Source organism: Methanosarcina baikalica, assembly GCF_031461075.1.
Classification (GTDB): Archaea; Halobacteriota; Methanosarcinia; order Methanosarcinales; family Methanosarcinaceae; genus Methanosarcina; species Methanosarcina baikalica.
In genome coordinates this window covers 1-18,655 of sequence record NZ_JAVKPK010000068.1, presented here as the reverse complement: position 1 = coordinate 18,655, position 18,655 = coordinate 1, and the positions used below count along the sequence as shown (strand labels likewise).

Below are 18,655 nucleotides of genomic sequence, written 5' to 3'. Positions count from 1 at the left end.
TATGTATTCATGAATTTTTGTCAAATAAATTAAGCTAAAAATAAGATAGATTTTCATGCGTCTTCGGTTAAGGGAGGAATCATGATAAATTGTATTCATTCTCTTGACATATGCCCAAAATTCAGACAGACATTGAACTGGAGTAGGGTACCGATTTTAGGTAAAGAGGCTAAAATTTGAGGCCAATTTCTGATCTAAAATCGATAGCCTTCAGGCAAGAAAATTCCTTAACCGATGACCAATGGATAGATTTTCAATATTAATTAGTGGATACTGTCAAACTTAGGTTATATCGAAGATTGAAACGGGTAAAGTCAGAGTCCGCAGGTGAGGCAAATATATAGGGAAAGTTGAGAAGAAAAATTGTAAAGAGATTCTTTACATTACAAAGGGATTCCCAGTAAAGTAATCAGAATAAAAGAAGTGGCAAGGTACCAGGACTCCATAGGATTGCAGCAAAAGCTGATTTTCCAAAGTTCAGGTTATGAATTAGCTGGCCTCCTCTGGTTATCAGGTATACACCGTACAATGTGAATACCAAGCTAAAATCACGGGGACGATTTCGAATTCGGTCGCCAGGACAGGAATAGTAACAAACAGATATACTGTGTATGAGTATGATAGAATCTGGAGTGATTTCTAGTAGACAGCTTCTCCTCCAAACATCTCTTAAATAATCCATGTAAAATCGCACTGTCAATAAAAAGACGCATGATAAAGACAAAAAAGAATCCAGCAAAGAAGACAGGAAGAGCTCTCTAGGTGACCTTTCCTCTCATCAGTATTGTTCCAATCAGGCTGCATATGAGAGCAAAAATTACAGGATCGAGAAAAATATTTTTCTGAAGATACTCGCTTGAAGAAGTCTGAGGGTTGTACCAGGATTTCTTTAAATATATTTGCGAAGCTCATGGTAAAACCTGATATTTACTTATACCTTATAGTTACTAATTTAGAAAAATATAAGAGTTTTCATAAGTATAAGAGTTTTCACATAGAGTATCCTCTTCAAATTGAGTGGAAATTCGCAAAACTGCCTAAATTATTTAGTATTATTCTGAATCCCTGCCATTCAGAATTATAAGAATATATGTATTTATTTATTTATTTATTTATTTATTTATTTATTTATATATTTATATATTTATTTATATATTTATGTGTTATATAATAAAAGTACTCAATTCAACATACCCATTCTTATACGGATTTATCATTCTGTGAAAACTCCATAAGCCTAACAATCCCACCAGTACCTTCGGAATCCAGCTCCATTTCCACAAAATAGGTATAATCCGAGATTCCAGACAGCCCGCCTGCTCCATTGCCGCCTACAATAAGCGAATAAACTTTTGCATTATACTTCTTTTTTGCTTCTTCCCAGCGGGCCAGTACCAGTTCGTCAGAGACTTCGGACTTGCCGTCTGTTATAAAGAGCAGGTCTGCACCCTGAAAGTCCTTTTCCTTAAGAGATTTGAGGCCTGAGGAAAGTGCGGTATTGAAATCCGTTCCCCCACCGAAAGTATAGAGAAGGAAATTCAGAAACTTCTCGGACATTTTTTTCCTGCTGCTTAGCTCTATTTCCAGGTGCTGGCTGGTAGAGGCAAAAAGGATAACTTTCATATCCCTTTGCTGGGAAAGCATCCTTTTTGCCATAGCCAGCACCGCCGACTTGGCCAGGGTCTGAGGAGCTCCGTGCATGGACCCTGACGTATCCACAAGCACAATCATCGGGCCTCTGGGCTTTATGCGGGGAGGGCCTGTGTAATGCTTTCCGAGTAGCTGGTAGCTCAGGAGTTTTCCCTCAAGCATATCCGCATAAAATTTCCGCTTCAGGGATGGGTTCAGAAGCTTCGCGGCCTCCATAGGAAGCAGATTATTGATAGAATCTGAAAAACGCACGGTCTGAATTCTGTTTTTTCCGAAAGGAGAGAGATGTATGCGGTCAGAGGGTGGGTCAAACTCCCGTCTGCCTATGAAATCTATGATTCTCCTAAGGTCAGGGCTTTTTTCAAAAAAGGTCGAATAACTTTTCAGCATTTTAAGTTGCAGGTAGAAAGGCTCTTTTTTAAGCTCTTTTACAGAATAGCTCCAGTTGCGTTGGGGGAATAGGAGGGCGAGAGTATCGAAAAGATCCAGATTTTCTTCCATTTCCGAAATGAATTCGCTTATTTTCCGATACAGCCCTTCCATTAATCTTTCCAGAAATACCTGGTAGCCGTCCTTCTGCATGAAATTAAGGACAGCTTCCTGAAGGACAGGATTTTCGGAATTCCTTATTCCCTGAACATTCCTGCCTGAAAACTCCCCTGATATGCTATTTCCCCACACAAGGAAGGTTTCCTTCAGGAGTCTTTCAAACTGCCTCAGGATATCCTCCATCCCGGCATCGAGTTCCTTAAGATATTCTGCGCCTGAAACGCCTGTTGAGGGGCCTGAAAGGCGTTCCAGTATCTCATAAATTAGAGGAAGGAGAATTTTCAAGCCTGCAATTCCGGCTCCCCTACTTTTTTTTGCAATTTTCCGCAACCTGGGCCAGGGTTTTGAATTTCTCAGGGTAAGGAAAATCGGATAAAAAGCTCCGAAAATCTCGATAAACCTTTCAGAGTCCTTTATCTCGTAAGGTTGCCCAAACAGGATTTCAAGGGTAATGATCTCGGCTATTTTTTCTCGCATAGGACGGGGAATGGTTCGAGGAAAAGCTATTGTGCTCCTGAGATCCCTTTCCAGTATAGAAGCAGCCTGTTTCTGGAGAATAAGAGAATCACGCAAGATTTTATTTTTTGAAAATAAGGAGTAAGCTTCAGATAAGGAAGAGTCTGGATTATTCAAGAAACCTTCGGAGCCTTCCATATCAAAACCTCATAAAGTTGCGGGCTTGAGTTATTCATCTGAGCTTTAATCTGGACCCGATCCCTTTCATAAAACTATTGACACTGCTGCCTGAATCGGGCACAGGAATTGTTTCTTCTTTTGCAGGTTGCGGTCCGGGCTGGACTTGCCTGCTCTGCAATCCAAGCATTGACTGGCCTTTCGATAGAAGGTCATCCAACTCTGATAACTCGATACTTCTGATGTCGTGAAGAAGGAGAGCTTCGTTTCTGTCAAGAGTTGAGAGCCAGATATTTGTCTCCACCAGGTTTTTGAGAAGTCCCCTTTCTTCTTCAAGCCTGTATTTTACGCGTTTGACTCTGTCTGTCAGGGCTTCAAATTCTTTTTCAAAAACTTCTTTCTGAGGCAGGGACAGTGTATTTGTTTTTCCTACCGCTTCATGAAGGGAATCAATTTCCCTGACAAGGTTCTCGTAGGGATAGATCTTTGAGGAACCTTCCATTCTTAAAGTATAGCTGTGGTTCGGGTGGGAAACATGGTGAGCTTCTATTTCCTGTCTCAACAGGAATTCTTCTCCGCAACTATCACAGGCAACTTTTACAGGAAGTTCATTTTTCAGGGCAATACTGATTGCAGCCTGCAGGTCTTCGGCTTCCGGGCACAGTTTTTCCGTACTGATGCCGCCTGATACTGCGAGCTCAAAGACAGTTTTCCTTATGAATTCTCTCTCTTCGGGCAGGTTCCAGAGCATGTGCTGAAGCAGAAGCACCATTGTTCTGTCCACTGCCTGGCATCCGCTGCTACAGGCTGCAACCTTGAGAACCTGGATAACTTTTTTCCAGCGCCTGTCCGAAATTTCAATTTCATGCAGTTGAAGGCTCTTTCGAAGTTCAGTAATGATTACTTCAACATCAGGGTCAACAGGAAGGTGCTTTGCACTTTCCCGAAGTCCGTATATTGCATACACCGGGATACTTACAACAGGTTCGAAATCTTCAGGGCTCCTGAAAAGGAGATTTCTGAAGTTCTCTTCGTCCTGGATATAGGCGAGCCTGTACTTGAACAGAAAACGGTCATAAAGGGCTTCAAGGCTCTCGTTTTCGTCCGGGAACTCATTGGATGCTCCAAAAACCGAGAGCAGAGGTACGTCTACAATCTCTCTCCCGTTATGGTATTTATGCTCATTCAGGATTGTCAGGAGGCTGTTCAGGATTGCGCTACTTGCTTTAAAAATCTCGTCCAGTAAAGCAATATGAGCAGTCGGGAGGCAGCCGTCTATTTTTCGACGGAACTCGTCTTCTTCCAGGGCTTTTAATGAAAGCGGCCCAAAGATCTCTTCAGGGGTTGAGAAGCTTGTCAGGAGATAATTGAAAAAATTTCCGCCTTCAATGGACTGACAGATACTTTTCGCAAGCTCAGTTTTCGCCGTTCCTGGAGGCCCGAGAAAAAGGAGGTTTTCCCCGGACAATACAGCAAGGAGAGAGCCGTTGATTTCAGCTTCTCGCTCTTTAAAATAGTCCATAAATGCAGCTTTGATCTCAAGAAGTGTTTCTTTCAGGGACAGGCCTCCGAGTCGTAGGATTTGATAGAAACTAAATTTTGCGGGCATTTATCTAAGGCGTTTAGCCTGATTCTATTTTGATTCTATTTTAAATCTTCCAATTATGTTTTTCTCGGAGAATCTCCAATCTTCTATTATCTTGATGCGCAGTCCGGGACTTCATTCAGTCGCCGGTTCTTTTTTCGTTTAAAACTGGTTAAAGGATGTGTATACCTGACTATGAGTTCCTTTCGGAAACTTGCCTAAATAGACTGGTTATTATCTCCTGAGACGAAGTTTGAATTAAGTTCAGTGAGAATGTGGAATTCAATTTTGAAATAATCACTGAGAAATATAAACAGATTACATTGTTATCAAGGCTAAGAGATATACTCCTCCCCAAACTAATGTCAGGTAAAATAAGAGTGGTTTAAGTGAATGATTATGTATTTGAACAAATCATAAAAGCTTGACCTTAGGACAAATAATGACTCCAAAAAACGAATTTTATTTTCATCTTCAAGATTCTTCGCTGTATAAAGACATAACCATCTTTACCATTAAAAATGAGGATGAAAAGATTATTAATTATTTTGACAGTAAGCATTCCCGAGAACACTATAGATTACCACATAAGACCGTTTCAAAAGACCTGGATATAATGTCTTTAATAACAATGCTGGATAGAAACCCTTTTTTCTTTGTAATCCATGCTGAGATGCTACATTTCGCATGCTTATGGATTACATTCAGAGCAGCAGGACTTTTCGGATAGGCTCTTAGTTCTAGTTAACTATGTTAGTCCTAAATCAATTTGTATTATTTCTTTCAATTTTTCAATGTTTTATTAGTTAAATTTTATAATTATATTTTTGTCTTTAGCCCGCCTGTATTACGAAAAATTGAATGATGTGTATTTTACGGTTTTTGAGAGAAGGGGAGAACAGCCGTTTATTCATTATTTATCTAGGCTAGAGAAGCAAAAAAGAGGAGAGATCTGAAAGGCTTCATACAGGATATTATAATAAAGGATCAGCAGTGGAAAAGTGTCCTTAAAGAAAATAATGAGATCAAGATGAATAATCTTAATGTATAAAGATTAAACAAAATATTTAACATGTTAGTGTTAATAGCAATGTTTCTCGTTTATTGAGAAAAACAGAAGAAACAGTTTAAAATGGGCTCATTCCGAATGGCCAATAGAGCTTCCGACAACAGGGTAATTCTGAAACTCTTATTGATATGAAATAAAATTGGTTTTGGAATGAGCCAATAGACTTTTCAATCTGGCTTGAATTTCTCTTGATAAATTGTCTCTTGGGGTCCAGGTATTATTTTGCTTTACCGATTCATCATTTTGCCTTTGCATTGCTGCATTACATCGTCACAGCTGTTGTATTGCCTGTCTGGACAACTCTCAAGAGCATTTATTACATCACTGCTCATGTTGCTTTTTCTAGCTTCTTCTAGAATTTGTTTCTTCGTTGCAGGAAATTTCATATTTCCACAAACGTTCTGCACATTTTCAGTAGAACTTGGTTGTTGCATTTAATATTTCCCCCATATTTTTGTTTTATTTGCCGTGGAATTCTTTGCTGACATAAGGTTTTGGTTTACTCCAGGAAGCTCATGAACCTACACGACCTCACCATATACCTTATGTAGACTCCTCAATCTGGCTTGAGCTAATTAATGAGTTCATCCCCAGATTCAGGTATCCACTAATTTCTCAAATTCAGTTGTTCCTCCCCACCGAGTATTATGTAAAAGATTATATAAAAAAGAATTCAACCAAAAAGTTTGTTAGAAGATGATCACCAGATCTAGTAATTCTTTATTTTTATTAACATTGAGAACTTAGAGCCTATCCGAAAAGTAGAATAACTGCAATTTATGATACTTGTAGTAGTAACAAAAAAGAATAGGGTAAGAAGGTAGGTTATAGAAAGGACATATTCTTGGCTGAATAGATTCAGAAGATTGCTTATTAGATGGGAAAAGAAGATTGAGAATTACATTGCTATACTACATTTCGCATGCTTATGGACTACATTCAGAGCAGCAGGACTTTTCGGATAGGCTTTTAATCAATTCTTTAATTCTTTAGTCTCAATTTGATTTTTGCAAAAACAGCTATTATAAAATTTAAATTTTTGCTTAAATATCAGGAAAATAAGTGTTATTAATTTGCAGAATAATATTAATAAAAACTTCAAACTTATTTCGTTTTTGCCATTACGACATATTTTCTTTGAAAAACTTGAAAAATATATTGACAGCAATAAAATCCATAAGAAAAAGGAAAAAGGAGGTTTAGCTAAATGAGCTATCTCAACAACAATAACGGGAAAAGAATGATTCTATGGCATGCGAAACCCAGGGATGAGTCGATGTCCGATGCTTTAACTTTCTTGCATTCATGATTATACCTCTTTAATTCACTATTTAATTCACTTCACCTGTTTTACAGCTCTTTTGTTAGACAATTTATAATAATGCCTGCTAAATACTTGGATCTATTTTTGAGGTAAAATCTGCCTGAATAAATCTTCACTACCCATTTTTCTCTGGCTTAAGTATCTTCGGGATTTAGGGAATTAAAATGTTTAGCATGCCGAAAATCATCGCGATGTGGGCGACGATAAGGAATCCGACCAGTAATAAGAAATGCAACTTCATCTTTGCATCTTTTTCTGTATTCTTTGAGATCATACCCAGTTCAAGAAGTGTGATTCCGAAGAGAAAGATATCTGACTTCAGGTCTTTCTTTATCGCTGTATCTGCAATACACCCGGAGATTAGAAAGAATGCTAATAATATTGAAACTAGAAGTGAAATAGTGAAGATTACTCTCTTTTTCATACTGGTTTACCTATAAAAAAGACATATAAAATGAGATAAGTCCTAGTATTGAGGCAAAAATTGCTTGATTCGTGCTTTTTATGGATTTAGAAGGCGTAATAATCTTTTAATTTTTCGATCTTTAACGGGGTATCTCTTATCGTTTTTCTAGGCTTATTATTAATGCCTATCAAGTACATGTCTTCTGAAATGAAAATTATAATTTCACCTTTTTCAGTAATTAGACAAAAGCGATATGAATAAAACAACCCGTGTACGGAAATCCAGGCTATTAAAGAACTTACAAAAACCCTATTAGTCTGAATTTTGATAAAAAGCTCAATTTGCTCCAATGAGAACGGTTTTTGCCAGAGGGCAATTTTAAAGGCAGTAAACATGATTTTTTTTGGACAAATGGGTATTTACAAGCCAGTTTTTGTTTTTAACGTCCTTTTGTTGATTTTGGCAAAGCTTCAATTAACGACGGATAAAGTGAAGTTTTCATCACCGGAGAGGCTGCGGGGTATTTGACAGAAATTAAAACTCTAAGTTTTCTATACATTGTTAATTTTCGTGTAAATTCACACAGCAAAATTTAAGTAGAATCATATTGTTGATTTATCAATGGTTGATAAATCAATTATACAATTACATATTATTGAAAAATCAATATTATGTCATAATTCATATTTTTCCAAAAATTATTGACCTTGAAAACAGGCCCTGATCCGGCAAAATCCGGCATAAAAGAGGATAGTGAACAAAGATGGATGAAGCAACGCTGAAGAAGATAATTCTTCTGATGATGGAAAGAGATGCTCTTGATAACTTGATTTTTGAACAGACTTTTCAGAAGAAAATTATTAGCAAATTTAAGAATCTGAGCAAGAATCAGCCCATGGTAATCAAGATCATAGGCATGGAAGGTGAAATCATGCCCTCAACTATAGGGAAGTACACAGGGATGGAAAAAAGTAGCCTCACACGGATGGTTGATGATCTGGAGAAAAAAGGAATGGTGTTTCGGAAAACTGATCCTGAAGACAGAAGGAAAGTACTTGTTTCCCTGACAGATAAGGGGTTAGACTGTTACAATTATACGAATGAAATCACCGATGAACTCTTTGAGTTTGTAGATGAGAAAGATGTCGAGGATTATGTACAGAGCCTCGAGATAATGGTGAGAATTTTAAGAAAGACTGCAGCTCGACAGACTAAATTTATATAAAAAATATGGGAGTGACGGGAGGAAGTTGAAATGACTCTTAAGCTTATACAAAACCTTCAGAAATTGGGTTTTACCGGCAATGAAGCCAAGATATACTCAGCGCTTGTCTACCTTAAGCAGGCGAGAGCCAGTGAGATTGCTGAAAATGCCGGAGTTCCGAGAGCCAAAATCTACGGAACCCTCAGAGGGATGGAGAAAAAGGGGTATGTGCGAATAATTGAAGGCGAACCAACTATTTTTTGCTGTGTTCAGCCGGAAGAGCTTATTTTCAGGATAAAGGCTGATTTTATGCTTTCTTTGAACGAGACTGTGAATGAAATAAACGCTCTGAGCCCGGCAAGTAATAGCTTTTCTCCAAGAAATATACAGAAACTAAAGTGCTGATAGAAGATACTATTCCTGTGAAAACTACGTTACATTTTTAAGAGAATTAAGATTGATGCCTTTAATATTCCCAAGGAAAAACTCCAATTTTAAGAAATTTACAATATGTTGAGACATCTTTTGAAAATATTTGGTTCAAGAAGAGATGATGATTAAAAATAAAGAGGGAGGCTATATACTTAAGTAAATTCTTCAGACATCGGTACACTACAAAAACGACAACTGGAAAGAGAGAAAGAAGAAAACAAAAAGAAACTTGAAGAGCAGCAGGTTTTCTCAGTCAATGTTATGGGAGCAATCGGTTAAGGGAAAACCACTTTGTTGAGGAGACGATAAGGCATCTCAAAGACAAGTACAAAATAGCTATGACCGAAATAGCTGTTATTGTAGGGGACGCGATTGCAGAAATGGATGCTTCTCGTTTCAGGAAACTCGGAGTACCTACAATTCCTGTAAATACGGGAAAAGAGTGCTATATGGATGCAAAACCGGTGGAAAATACTTCGACTGATGCCTATCTTGAAATACCTATCTCCTGATAATTGAAAACGTAGGCAACTTTATCTGCACTGTGGACTTCAATCTGGGAGAGTCGTTGAGGGATGTAAGCGTGAGCATGATAGAGGTAAACGATATTGTCTTCAAGCATCCCATGATATTCAAGACTGCGGAACTTGTAATCCTAAACAAAGTTGACATTGCACATGCAGTTGATGTCGATGCCGAGAAATGAGAAAAGATATCCTTTCCTTAAACCCGGATGTGTCGGTTATCCATAATTCGAAATATAACTGAGAAAGTCTGGAGGCCTGAAGATCTGGATTGGTTTCATCTAGCAGGGACTTAGAGAAACGCAGAAAAATTAGGTAGGTTAAAAAGAGTATAAATACAGAAATATTTTTAAAGTACAAAGGATATGCTCATTTTTTTATATTTGATCAATTATTCATTCTCAAGATCGTTTCTAAGATTGAGAGTTATAATTAAAAGTAAGGGATAAAATGAATGAAAAATATCTTAGGTACGTACGGCAAAACAGGAAAAAAATAGGAGTTTCCATTGTAATTGTCATTTTCTTGATTGCATTGGGAATAAATATTTTTCATATTATACAGTCCAACTCTTCCCTTATACCGTCAAATAAGACTGTGTATGTAGCTGGTGATGGAAGTGGAAACTTCACCTGTGATGGAAATGATGATCAGGTAGAGATAAATCAAGCTCTTGCAGAGGTTGCAGAAAATCCACAGTTTTCAACCGTTCATTTGAAAGGCCCACATACGTACGTTATCTCTGATACTATTTTCATCGGAAACGATACAGTCCTTGAAGGAGATCCTACAGCCGTAATTGAACTTGAAGACAATGCAGACTGGCCGAGCAGTAAGCCCCTAATAACGCAGCTGGACAGTGCAGGAATCTATGGAGTCACTATAAAAGGATTTGAAATTAACGGAAATCATGATAAGAACGAGGACGAAAAAAGAGGGGAAGGATACTACAATATGATCTATTTCCTCAATTCCGAAGACATTCAGGTTCATGATATGTACATGCATGACGGGCACGGAGATGGATTACGAGTAGAGAAAAGTTCCAATATTCAGTTTTACAATAATAAAGTGTATAAATTAGGACACGATGGTCTTTATGCCATTGATTGCCAGAATGTAGAGGCCTGGAACAACACAATAACCTGCAGGACTAACAGCGGGCTTCGTATATGGAACTCAAACCACATAAAATTCCATGATAATGTGATCGATTCCTTTTATGACTGGAGTGCAGGAGGGCCTGGAATCCAGATTCAGAAAACAACAAGCGTAATGAATGATATAGAAGTGTATAATAATACCATCCATAATACTTATGGTCCCGGAATATGGCTGATAGGTTATGGTCATTCTTACTCTAAGGAAGAGGCACAGAACGTATATATTCACCACAATATCTTCTACAGCACCGGTACGAACCCAAGTATCGATTGGGTAGGAGGTATCGTAACCAGCGGATTTGATTCCATCATTGAGAATAATGTATTTGACGGTATATATCATGCAGCCGTTATCCACATGTATCCTCCTTCCTCTACAGGCTTGGATAATTCTATTGATCTTTCACCTCGAGGTACAGGATACAAAACGATTGTCTGCAACAACATAATCGTTGATACCCAGAAACGCCCAAAAGACTCTAATGAGACAGGATATGCAGTAATCAATTATCTCCCTTCAACACATACTTTTGTGCTGGAAAATAATTGCCTTTATAATAATGTGGGTGGAAATTATAAAAATGCGAACTCGACCACCGACCTTTATGTAAACCCTCTCTTTGTAAACCAGAGTAAACATGATTATCACCTGAAATCAAATTCTCCTTGTATTGGGGCCGGATATACATCACCGGATTCTTCAAAAGAGCTCGGGGAAGGTGGACACCAGATCAACATAGGAAGGTACAGTTAACGGTGTACCTTAAAGGTTCAGAACTATTTTCTATGATCAGAAACTCGATTGATTATTCAGAGGAGCAATTTTAAGTTTTGGGATCAGCTCGAAAAATAGAGTGGAGTATTAAAGGCGAGTGAAAATCTAATGAGTAAAAGAGAAGGTAAAACAGTGGATGCAAATGAAAAAAAAGAAGCAATTAAAGAGACATACGGGAAAATTGCAATTGCAGGCGGTTCTTGTTGCTCTAGTGGATGCTGCGGAGATTCAAGTGCGACAGATCTATCAAAATCTATTGGCTATTCTAAGAATGACATCAAGGCTGTTCCGGATGCGAATCTGGGCCTTGGCTGTGGGAACCCAACAGCTTTTGCAGAATTAAAACCAAGCTACAATGTCCTAGACCTCGGTTCAGGTGCAGGATTTGATTGTTTTCTTGCAGCAAAGCAGGTAGGAAACTCAGGGAAGGTTATAGGAGTTGATATGACCCAGGCTATGATTGAAAAGGCACAGGCCAATGCCCTGAAGTATGGTTATTCAAATGTCGAGTTTCGTCTGGGGGATATCGAAGCTCTTCCGGTTGAGAGCGGATCAGTGGATGTTATTATCAGTAATTGCGTAATTAACCTTGCTCCAGACAAAGAAAAGGTTTTCAAGGAAGCCTTCAGGGTTTTGAAATCAGGCGGTGCAATGTATATTTCGGATATGGTTCTTCTGGCCGAGCTTCCTGGACATTTAAAGAATAACAAAGACCTGTTGACAAGCTGCCTTGCAGGTGCCTTGCTTAAAGAAGAGTATCTCAGGCTTTTAAATGAAGCCGGATTTTCAGTTGAAATTTTGAGTGAAGATCTTGATATCAGCAAAAGGCATTATAGTGAGCTGCCTGCCGAGAGTTTAAAACTTAAAGCCTGGAAGTAAGAACGTTTTCTAGCTTTTTTACCCTAGACTTAAGCACTTGAAGCACAAAGCTATCGTAGGTTAATACATTAATTTACAATTTTGTGAAAAGAGTTCTAAGATCTCCAACTCCAGCGGAAAATCTCTTTTTTCCCAGGAGAAAGGGGAAATAATTGTTGATAACATAGATAATGGGCACCATAAGGAGAAGATTCAGTCCTGTTAATATAAGGGCGAAAGGAGCATTATAATAGAAATGCTGAACATCAAGCCCGAAGGTTAAAACTGCTAGTTTTGTAAGGATATCTTTCAGAGGAAAATGGAGCGCGAGCACAATAATGCTATTTCTCCCGTAAAATTCCAGTATCTTTGAACTCCCAATTTTTTTAAAGGAAAAAACAAAGGCAAAAGTCCCTGAAAAAGCTAGAAGGTAAAATGAAAGGAAACTTCCATATTTCAGTGTATTCATACTCATAATATCTGTTTTTGAAAATTCTAAAAGATATCGTAAATATAAGAAATTCAGAAGGATAAAGATTCCAGTAAAGATACTATTACATCTGAAGAAAGCTTTACCAAATTTTAAATCTGATTCCAAAATTGAATTAGCTTCAGAATTTATTCCTGATTCTGTGAATTTCTTAAATAAGTTACCTGCTCCGTAAAAAACTACGGCAGTGAGGGCCACATCAGCATTCCAGAGCAACCTGAAGGGTACATACATCGCATAAAGGTAACCTATAATTCCAATCGCAATAAGACAGAAAACAAGTTTTCTTGGTTCCGTATAATATTTCTTCGCAAATCCATAAAAAAGAAGTTCAGTCACGAAAAGGCAAGGTAAGAACCAAAGAGGTGGGTTATAAGAAATTAATGGACCAAGTGCATAAAGAATGGAGTAAATCCTATAAAGGGCATTAGCTCCGCAAAACTCAATATTTGTAACTATTGGCTGGTATGCTGCATCCAGTAAACAGTAAAACAGGCAGGTTAACAATGCAAAAAAGAAGTAAGGTATAATAAGAGACCTGAATTTTCCCTTTACAAAATTAGCTCCTGATTTTGAGTATTTCCCGAAATCAAAAATAAATCCGGAAATAAAAAAGAAGAGTGGCATGTGAAAAGAAAATATATAAGTATCTAACGCTGTAGGTAAGCTGTGGTGTCCAAGTACCACAAGCATAATTCCAATCCCTTTTAAAGTATCAATCCAGTGAAGTCTCATATTAATCCCATACCCCAATAAATTGCCAGTGTTTATATTATAACCCTAATTTGACAGAAGCATACATTTTTTAATGTATAAATGGGCTTCATGCTTCTGTTTTCTACATACAATTCAAATTTATATCTTGTGTTTATTGATTTTTGACATTTTCATTTTATAAAAATATAATGTGTCGATGCAACGTGTTTTTTGTAAGAAAATACTGTATTAATTAGCAGGATCTGTCAAATTAGGGTTATAATAATGTTTATAATTGCTTGTCTAGCTTACACAACTTTGGCACTACTAGTACTGCGATTCCGAAGTAGATTCACAAAACTTGACTTTCGAGTATATTCATCGTTCACGAATTTTTCATTAAATAAGGAATTTATTTTGGAATCGAAGCACTAGCAACTTTCACCACGATATTTATTTTCCGTATTCTCCAGAAACAGCTTATGTTTGACCTGTTATTCTCCTAGATCAAACGTTGAACGTGGACAGTTCGGCTTATGCATTTTCCGATCTAGTTTTTCGATCTACTCGCTCTCGTGTGCAACTGTTTATAAGGTGCCTATATATGAGTTTTCAGGTCTTCAATCGTGCTTTTCGTCCACATGATATTCCTTATCAGGGTTGTGTGTTCCTGTATGCCATCCTGTCTTACTTGTCGGCTTATATCGTCGTTATCGGCGTATACCAAGGCGTACAAAACAGAGCAAGCTTATAAAAGATAGTTTCAGACTTCATTGAATTCGATACTGATGCTACCTGCTTTTTTTGCCAGAGATTTTGCAAGGAATCCGCTCTCCAATCTGCAGAGGTTGAGCACTGCACAGGGCACAAGGCAATTCGAGGAGCAATTCGCTTCCTGTGCCCTATCAATCACGTAGTTATTCTTGATGTCCAGGATTTCCATCGTGGGAATTTCCATATGAGAGAATTTCTTTATCTTTTCACATGGGGTTTCGATATCAACAATGATTTTGTTTCCTTTTTTGCTTCCACGGATTTTGTGAACAAACCCACAAAGAGTGGAGTTTACAGTAAGTGTAGCAGTCAAGATATCACCTTTTTTAGTTATGTACGTTTTACGATTATCCGTAAATAAGTATAAGTCAGAATGTAAAGATTGGTTGAGTCCGAGATTACTCGGACTGCAGGGTCTCAAGGGTCTTTTCAAGAACTTCTGCGACTTCAGCGTCTTTGAGGTCTCTATCTTTTGTTTTTTTGATTCCCAGTTCGGAGATAACAATGTGACGGTCTATTTTAAAGCCTGCCAGTTCAAGGGTTTTGCGCGCACAGTTCACCGGGCAGCCGTCAATTGCAATTATCCTATCTGAAGCTTCAGCAGATTTCATGAGTCCGGGAGCTCGCGCTCCGATCCCGACGGTGCACATCATGTTTCCGATTTCTTTTTTATCGAGTTCTATTGCAATTTTGTTTGAGAACTGTCCTACGTTTGAAGCCCCGGCACATGGAAAGATTGCAACGTTTGCAGTTCCACATCCACATTTTACGTTTTCTGTCATATTTATTTCTCTCCTTCTTGAATCTACTTTCGGTTATTTTAGTCCTTTAAGTGGTAATTTTTCCTTTTCTTTTATTTAGTGATCCATTTTCTGATGTCTTTTTCATCCGGAATTTTTCCTGCAACCTTTACTTCTCCGTCAATAACAACCGCAGGAGTGACCATGACACCGTAGTTCAGGATCGTTTCAAAATCCTCAACTTTAACAACTTCGGCTTCAACACCAGCTTGCTTTAGTATCTTTTCAATGACTTCCTTTGTTTTCTTACATTTTGAACAGCCAGTTCCAAGAATTTCGATTTTCATGTTTTCAACCTCATATTTTGGTTTTTATTTTTTGGTCTTTGGATATTTTTTCTGTCTTTTTCAAGCTTCAGTAATACTTCAGTTTCACAGAATAATGTTGAATAGATATCCCGTAAAAATGATAGATGCTGTAATAATTAAAACAAAGACTCCTATAAGCCTGTTTTTAAGCACCTTTTTCAGGATTATTATTTCGGGAAGGGAAATTGCATTAACGGCCATAAGAAAGGCAAGGGCAGTCCCTATTGGAAGCCCTTTGCCGATTAGGCTTTCTATAACAGGAATCATGGCCATTACGTTCGAGTAAAGAGGCACCCCTATAAGAACTGCAATTGGGACGGCAAACGGATTGTCCTTGCCTGCATATTTTGCCAGGATGCCTTCGGGTGCATAGCCATGGAAGATTCCTCCCAGAGTGACTCCGATAATCACATATATCCAGACTTTTCCCACTATATCCTTAACGCTTTCATAGGAGATAGTAGCCCTTTCTTTTATATTCAGATCTTCCAGCTTTTTAGTCTGATCCCCCACTTTTATCTTGTAAACGAAATCAGCTACGTATTTTTCCATTTTCAGGAGGCCTATAAAATACCCACCAAACACACCAAGCAAAGTGCCTGAGATCACATAAATTAAAGTTGCTTTTAGGCCAATAGTGGCCCACAGTGCAGCAACCGCGGCTTCGTTTACCAGAGGAGAGGTAATAAGGAAGGAGAAAGTTACTCCTAAAGGAACTCCGGCTTCAACAAACCCTATGAAGATTGGAACAGATGAACATGAACAAAAAGGGGTAATCGTTCCTATCAGGGAGGCAAGTAGATGATATTGCAATCCTTTTTTACCTCCGAGCACTTTTCGGGTTTTTTCTGGGGTGATATAGGTTCTGAGGTAGGAGATGAAAAAAATCATCACGGCCAGAAGGACGAAGATTTTCATCACATCGTAAATGATGAAATTGACACTTGCTCCAAGGTTAGTATCAGGTGCAATCCCAAACACCTCATATGTCAGTTTGTCAGCAATCCATTGAAGAGGATAGAATATGTCAACCATTTTGAAGTCCTTCTTTTATAAATTTGTTATTTCGTTTTAGTATCGTGCATCTCAATTTTCAATCATATCAGTATATATTGATATTATTTATTACTATATTAAGTTGTCCATAAAGCCAGAAATTTCCAATTTTTTAAATTCGATAAGTTTTTGTGCCTGCGTCAAAATGTTTTTTACATTTTTTCTGAAAATAAGCCCGCGAATTCTCTGAATAGTCGAGAAAGCTATAAAGTAAATTAGAAAAAAACATTCCTGGAAAGGTTGCAGAAATACGTAAATGAATTATTTACGGAAAAGAAAAAAGCTATCTTCATCGGCAAATCACTGGTAAGTTGAAACAGTGAAGATTGCATTTATTGCTGAAGAAAAGCCAGGCAAGAAAAATCTATTCCCTTGCAGGAGGATGTCCTTCAGGTAGGATAATTATGAAGTTTTAATTGTATTAGTGGTAAAAATTACTCTTCAACAACTTTCAAAACCTTCCTGACTTTTTCGTTTTTTATAGAATATAATCTCATCTTCCCTTCTTTTCTTACTTTAATTATCCCCCAATCCAGCAACTTTGCAAGATGCATTGAGGTATTGGACTGGGTTTTGCCAATGAGTTCCGGGATCTCACATGCACATAGCTCTCCTTTGCAGTAACCACATCTTTTCTCTTCGCATTTGCTCTCGGCTTCAAGAAGAGCCCCGATGATCCTGTACCTGGTATCTTCGCTTAGCGCCTTGAAAAGCTGTATATTTTCTCCATCAATCATATCAATAACCATTGAATTTGAGAAACTATATATACCTTTCTAAAGCTGAAAATTGGACCTGCTTCTTGCAAAATTAGTTGGGAGCGATAAAAGTTATTGCTGTGGTGGTCCTTCTATCGTAAGTGTCTTTCTTTATTCAGCGAAGGCTTTTATTCCTTTCTTTGTATCCTCTTCAAATTGTATGGGTAAAAGTAAATTTCATGTATTTGCTAAAAAACTAAAAATTTAATTAAGTTTAATAAACAGCTTCAAACGACACATTTAACTTTATAACTGTGTGGTAAATTTGTTGAATAGTTTTCGAGTTGGAAAATTCTCCATTGAATTTGAAGAGGATACCTTTCTTTCTCTAATGCCATGATTTTACAGTTCTATAGATTCTCCGGGTTTCATAATAATGACTTTTGTATCGACTTTTGCCTCAACGGCTCTTTTGAACTCTTCAGGATCCTGTTTTATAATATCGAAGGTGCTGTAGTGCATAGGCACTACAATCTTGGGCCGGATGAGTTCTACAGCTTTTAAGGCTTCTTTTATCCCCATTGTAAACCTGTCTCCTATGGGCAGAAGGGCCAGTTCAGGTTCATAGAGTTCACCAATAAGCTGCATATCCCCAAATACTCCGGTATCTCCGGCGTGGTAGATGGAATGCCCGCCAATGCCTATTATAAAGCCTGCCGGACAGCCCCCGTCGAAACTGAAACCTGATGCTTCAATCGAAGAGGAATGAAGTGCCTCGGTCATGGTTAGTGCTATGCCCTCCACATGCACTGTACCGCCCTTATTCATGCCTTCTGCAAAGACTCCTTTTGATTTGATGTAGTTTGCAACTTCATGAATGGAAATTATCCGACATCCAGTTCGTTTTCCAATTTCTATCGTATCTCCAAAGTGGTCGCGGTGTCCGTGAGTTACGGCTATGATGTCAGGGTTCAGTTCTTCAGGGTTGAATGGAGCCATTGGGTTTCCTGAAATAAAAGGGTCAATTAACACTTTTTTTTCGGCTTCGAGCAAAAAAGCAGCATGCCCAAGCCAGGTAATTTTTACGTCAGCCATTTCTTTGTCTCGCAGTCACCTGTTTTTTGTCACTTGTTTTTGTCAAAATGCAACAATCCGTAATGTAACTTTCTATAATGATCGGCTAATAATTGTCGATGGCCAGTTTTATCGTTAATTGAAAGTCGTATCAAAGGCTCATATGAAGAAGAGTCGTACTAAGGGCCACATTCATAAATGTCTTACCTTTATCGATTTGTGTGGATAAATGCCCGAAAACAAAATTCCTGTGTCCTATCGAGTTCAGACTGGCAGCCGGAAACGACGATATCTTGGGCAAAAAACTGAAACCGGCACTCTTCGGGGGAGAAAATTCTGTTTTTTAAATGATATATACTCTTTAAATAGGGTCCTCTTAAACTCACCATCAAACTGAAGAGTAGTTTTCTTTTTTTCCACGAATTAAGGCAATTAATGGTTTCTCCAGAAAAAGTACATCTTATTTTTTACTTAAATTCCAATTAAAGTCTTATAAAATCGTAAATTTTATTGAGGCGGACTTACAATCCTCCTCTGGTGATAAAATATGAAAGCTCCGCTTATTCCAGTAAACGAAGATTTCAAAT

17 protein-coding genes and 2 pseudogenes are annotated in these 18,655 nt (G+C 37.9%); 8 read left to right on the top strand and 11 right to left on the bottom strand.

The annotated features are described in order from the left end of the window. Positions 1–1,200 precede the first annotated feature (1,200 nt). The 3 genes from RG963_RS13640 to RG963_RS13630 form a co-directional block, all read right to left on the bottom strand. Positions 1,201–2,853 (bottom strand): vWA domain-containing protein, encoded by a 1,653-nt coding sequence (locus RG963_RS13640; RefSeq protein ID WP_310576830.1) that lies wholly within the window; start codon positions 2,851–2,853, stop codon positions 1,201–1,203. 34 nt (positions 2,854–2,887) lie between these two features. Beyond that, the gene (locus tag RG963_RS13635) at positions 2,888–4,441 is read right to left on the bottom strand and encodes an AAA family ATPase (protein ID WP_310576829.1); all 1,554 of its coding nucleotides are present in this window, start codon (positions 4,439–4,441) and stop codon (positions 2,888–2,890) included. A gap of 1,272 nt (positions 4,442–5,713) precedes the next feature. Next, complete coding sequence (locus RG963_RS13630; protein WP_310576828.1) at positions 5,714–5,920, bottom strand: DUF2795 domain-containing protein; 207 nt, start codon at positions 5,918–5,920, stop codon at positions 5,714–5,716. Between the two features lie 390 nt (positions 5,921–6,310). Between RG963_RS13630 and RG963_RS13625 the strand changes: the two are divergent. Next, positions 6,311–6,451, top strand: a pseudogene (locus RG963_RS13625) (IS5/IS1182 family transposase); the annotation flags it as partial. A gap of 510 nt (positions 6,452–6,961) precedes the next feature. Here the strand turns inward: RG963_RS13625 and RG963_RS13620 are convergent. Beyond that, a complete protein-coding gene (locus RG963_RS13620) occupies positions 6,962–7,234 on the bottom strand; it encodes a DUF6803 family protein (RefSeq protein WP_310576827.1) in 273 nt (90 codons plus the stop codon). Between the two features lie 745 nt (positions 7,235–7,979). Here RG963_RS13620 and RG963_RS13615 point away from each other — a divergent pair. The 7 genes and pseudogenes from RG963_RS13615 (at position 7,980) to RG963_RS13585 (ending at position 12,193) form a co-directional block, all read left to right on the top strand. Further along, positions 7,980–8,441, top strand: a complete 462-nt coding sequence (locus RG963_RS13615) for a MarR family winged helix-turn-helix transcriptional regulator (protein WP_310576826.1) — start codon at positions 7,980–7,982, stop codon at positions 8,439–8,441. 30 nt (positions 8,442–8,471) lie between these two features. Next, complete coding sequence (locus RG963_RS13610; RefSeq protein WP_310576825.1) at positions 8,472–8,825, top strand: TrmB family transcriptional regulator; 354 nt, start codon at positions 8,472–8,474, stop codon at positions 8,823–8,825. Continuing rightward, positions 8,821–8,978 (top strand): annotated as a pseudogene (locus tag RG963_RS13605) (IS5/IS1182 family transposase); the annotation flags it as partial. The gene RG963_RS13610 and the pseudogene RG963_RS13605, both read left to right, overlap by 5 nt. A 212-nt stretch (positions 8,979–9,190) precedes the next feature. Continuing rightward, positions 9,191–9,364 (top strand): P-loop NTPase family protein, encoded by a 174-nt coding sequence (locus tag RG963_RS13600; protein ID WP_310576824.1) that lies wholly within the window; start codon positions 9,191–9,193, stop codon positions 9,362–9,364. 71 nt (positions 9,365–9,435) lie between these two features. Then, positions 9,436–9,558 (top strand): hypothetical protein, encoded by a 123-nt coding sequence (locus RG963_RS13595; RefSeq protein ID WP_310576823.1) that lies wholly within the window; start codon positions 9,436–9,438, stop codon positions 9,556–9,558. A 268-nt stretch (positions 9,559–9,826) separates the two neighbouring features. Continuing rightward, positions 9,827–11,293 (top strand): right-handed parallel beta-helix repeat-containing protein, encoded by a 1,467-nt coding sequence (locus tag RG963_RS13590; RefSeq protein ID WP_310576822.1) that lies wholly within the window; start codon positions 9,827–9,829, stop codon positions 11,291–11,293. Between the two features lie 129 nt (positions 11,294–11,422). Further along, the gene (locus tag RG963_RS13585) at positions 11,423–12,193 is read left to right on the top strand and encodes an arsenite methyltransferase (RefSeq protein WP_310576821.1); all 771 of its coding nucleotides are present in this window, start codon (positions 11,423–11,425) and stop codon (positions 12,191–12,193) included. Between the two features lie 73 nt (positions 12,194–12,266). Here the strand turns inward: RG963_RS13585 and RG963_RS13580 are convergent, their stop codons facing one another. The 7 genes from RG963_RS13580 to RG963_RS13550 form a co-directional block, all read right to left on the bottom strand. Then, positions 12,267–13,397 (bottom strand): acyltransferase family protein, encoded by a 1,131-nt coding sequence (locus RG963_RS13580; RefSeq protein ID WP_310576820.1) that lies wholly within the window; start codon positions 13,395–13,397, stop codon positions 12,267–12,269. 724 nt (positions 13,398–14,121) lie between these two features. Further along, entirely contained in the window at positions 14,122–14,445 is a 324-nt protein-coding gene (locus RG963_RS13575; RefSeq protein ID WP_310576819.1) for a DUF6951 family protein, read from the bottom strand. Between the two features lie 85 nt (positions 14,446–14,530). After that, a complete protein-coding gene (locus RG963_RS13570; protein ID WP_310576818.1) occupies positions 14,531–14,914 on the bottom strand; it encodes a putative zinc-binding protein in 384 nt (127 codons plus the stop codon). Positions 14,915–14,985: 71 nt separating this feature from the next. Then, on the bottom strand, positions 14,986–15,219 hold the full coding sequence (locus RG963_RS13565; protein ID WP_310576817.1) for a thioredoxin family protein: 234 nt from the start codon (positions 15,217–15,219) through the stop codon (positions 14,986–14,988). An 84-nt stretch (positions 15,220–15,303) separates the two neighbouring features. Beyond that, positions 15,304–16,275 carry a permease gene (locus tag RG963_RS13560; protein ID WP_310576816.1) on the bottom strand — a complete coding sequence of 324 codons (972 nt, stop codon included), beginning with the start codon at positions 16,273–16,275 and terminating at the stop codon, positions 15,304–15,306. Positions 16,276–16,730: 455 nt separating this feature from the next. Beyond that, entirely contained in the window at positions 16,731–17,045 is a 315-nt protein-coding gene (locus RG963_RS13555; RefSeq protein WP_310576815.1) for an ArsR/SmtB family transcription factor, read from the bottom strand. A 351-nt stretch (positions 17,046–17,396) separates the two neighbouring features. Further along, a complete protein-coding gene (locus tag RG963_RS13550) occupies positions 17,397–18,089 on the bottom strand; it encodes a metal-dependent hydrolase (RefSeq protein ID WP_310576814.1) in 693 nt (230 codons plus the stop codon). Between the last annotated feature and the right edge of the window lie 566 nt (positions 18,090–18,655).

Excerpts from the sequence above, each read along its gene's own strand:
- RG963_RS13640 (WP_310576830.1), bottom strand. The coding sequence starts at position 2,853 with ATGGAAGGCTCCGAAGGTTTCTTGAATAATCCAGACTCTTCCTTATCT.
- RG963_RS13635 (WP_310576829.1), bottom strand. The coding sequence starts at position 4,441 with ATGCCCGCAAAATTTAGTTTCTATCAAATCCTACGACTCGGAGGCCTG.
- RG963_RS13630 (WP_310576828.1), bottom strand. The coding sequence starts at position 5,920 with ATGCAACAACCAAGTTCTACTGAAAATGTGCAGAACGTTTGTGGAAAT.
- RG963_RS13620 (WP_310576827.1), bottom strand. The coding sequence starts at position 7,234 with ATGAAAAAGAGAGTAATCTTCACTATTTCACTTCTAGTTTCAATATTA.
- RG963_RS13615 (WP_310576826.1), top strand. The coding sequence starts at position 7,980 with ATGGATGAAGCAACGCTGAAGAAGATAATTCTTCTGATGATGGAAAGA.
- RG963_RS13610 (WP_310576825.1), top strand. The coding sequence starts at position 8,472 with ATGACTCTTAAGCTTATACAAAACCTTCAGAAATTGGGTTTTACCGGC.
- RG963_RS13600 (WP_310576824.1), top strand. The coding sequence starts at position 9,191 with ATGACCGAAATAGCTGTTATTGTAGGGGACGCGATTGCAGAAATGGAT.
- RG963_RS13590 (WP_310576822.1), top strand. The coding sequence starts at position 9,827 with ATGAATGAAAAATATCTTAGGTACGTACGGCAAAACAGGAAAAAAATA.
- RG963_RS13585 (WP_310576821.1), top strand. The coding sequence starts at position 11,423 with ATGAGTAAAAGAGAAGGTAAAACAGTGGATGCAAATGAAAAAAAAGAA.
- RG963_RS13580 (WP_310576820.1), bottom strand. The coding sequence starts at position 13,397 with ATGAGACTTCACTGGATTGATACTTTAAAAGGGATTGGAATTATGCTT.
- RG963_RS13570 (WP_310576818.1), bottom strand. The coding sequence starts at position 14,914 with ATGACAGAAAACGTAAAATGTGGATGTGGAACTGCAAACGTTGCAATC.
- RG963_RS13565 (WP_310576817.1), bottom strand. The coding sequence starts at position 15,219 with ATGAAAATCGAAATTCTTGGAACTGGCTGTTCAAAATGTAAGAAAACA.
- RG963_RS13560 (WP_310576816.1), bottom strand. The coding sequence starts at position 16,275 with ATGGTTGACATATTCTATCCTCTTCAATGGATTGCTGACAAACTGACA.
- RG963_RS13555 (WP_310576815.1), bottom strand. The coding sequence starts at position 17,045 with ATGGTTATTGATATGATTGATGGAGAAAATATACAGCTTTTCAAGGCG.
- RG963_RS13550 (WP_310576814.1), bottom strand. The coding sequence starts at position 18,089 with ATGGCTGACGTAAAAATTACCTGGCTTGGGCATGCTGCTTTTTTGCTC.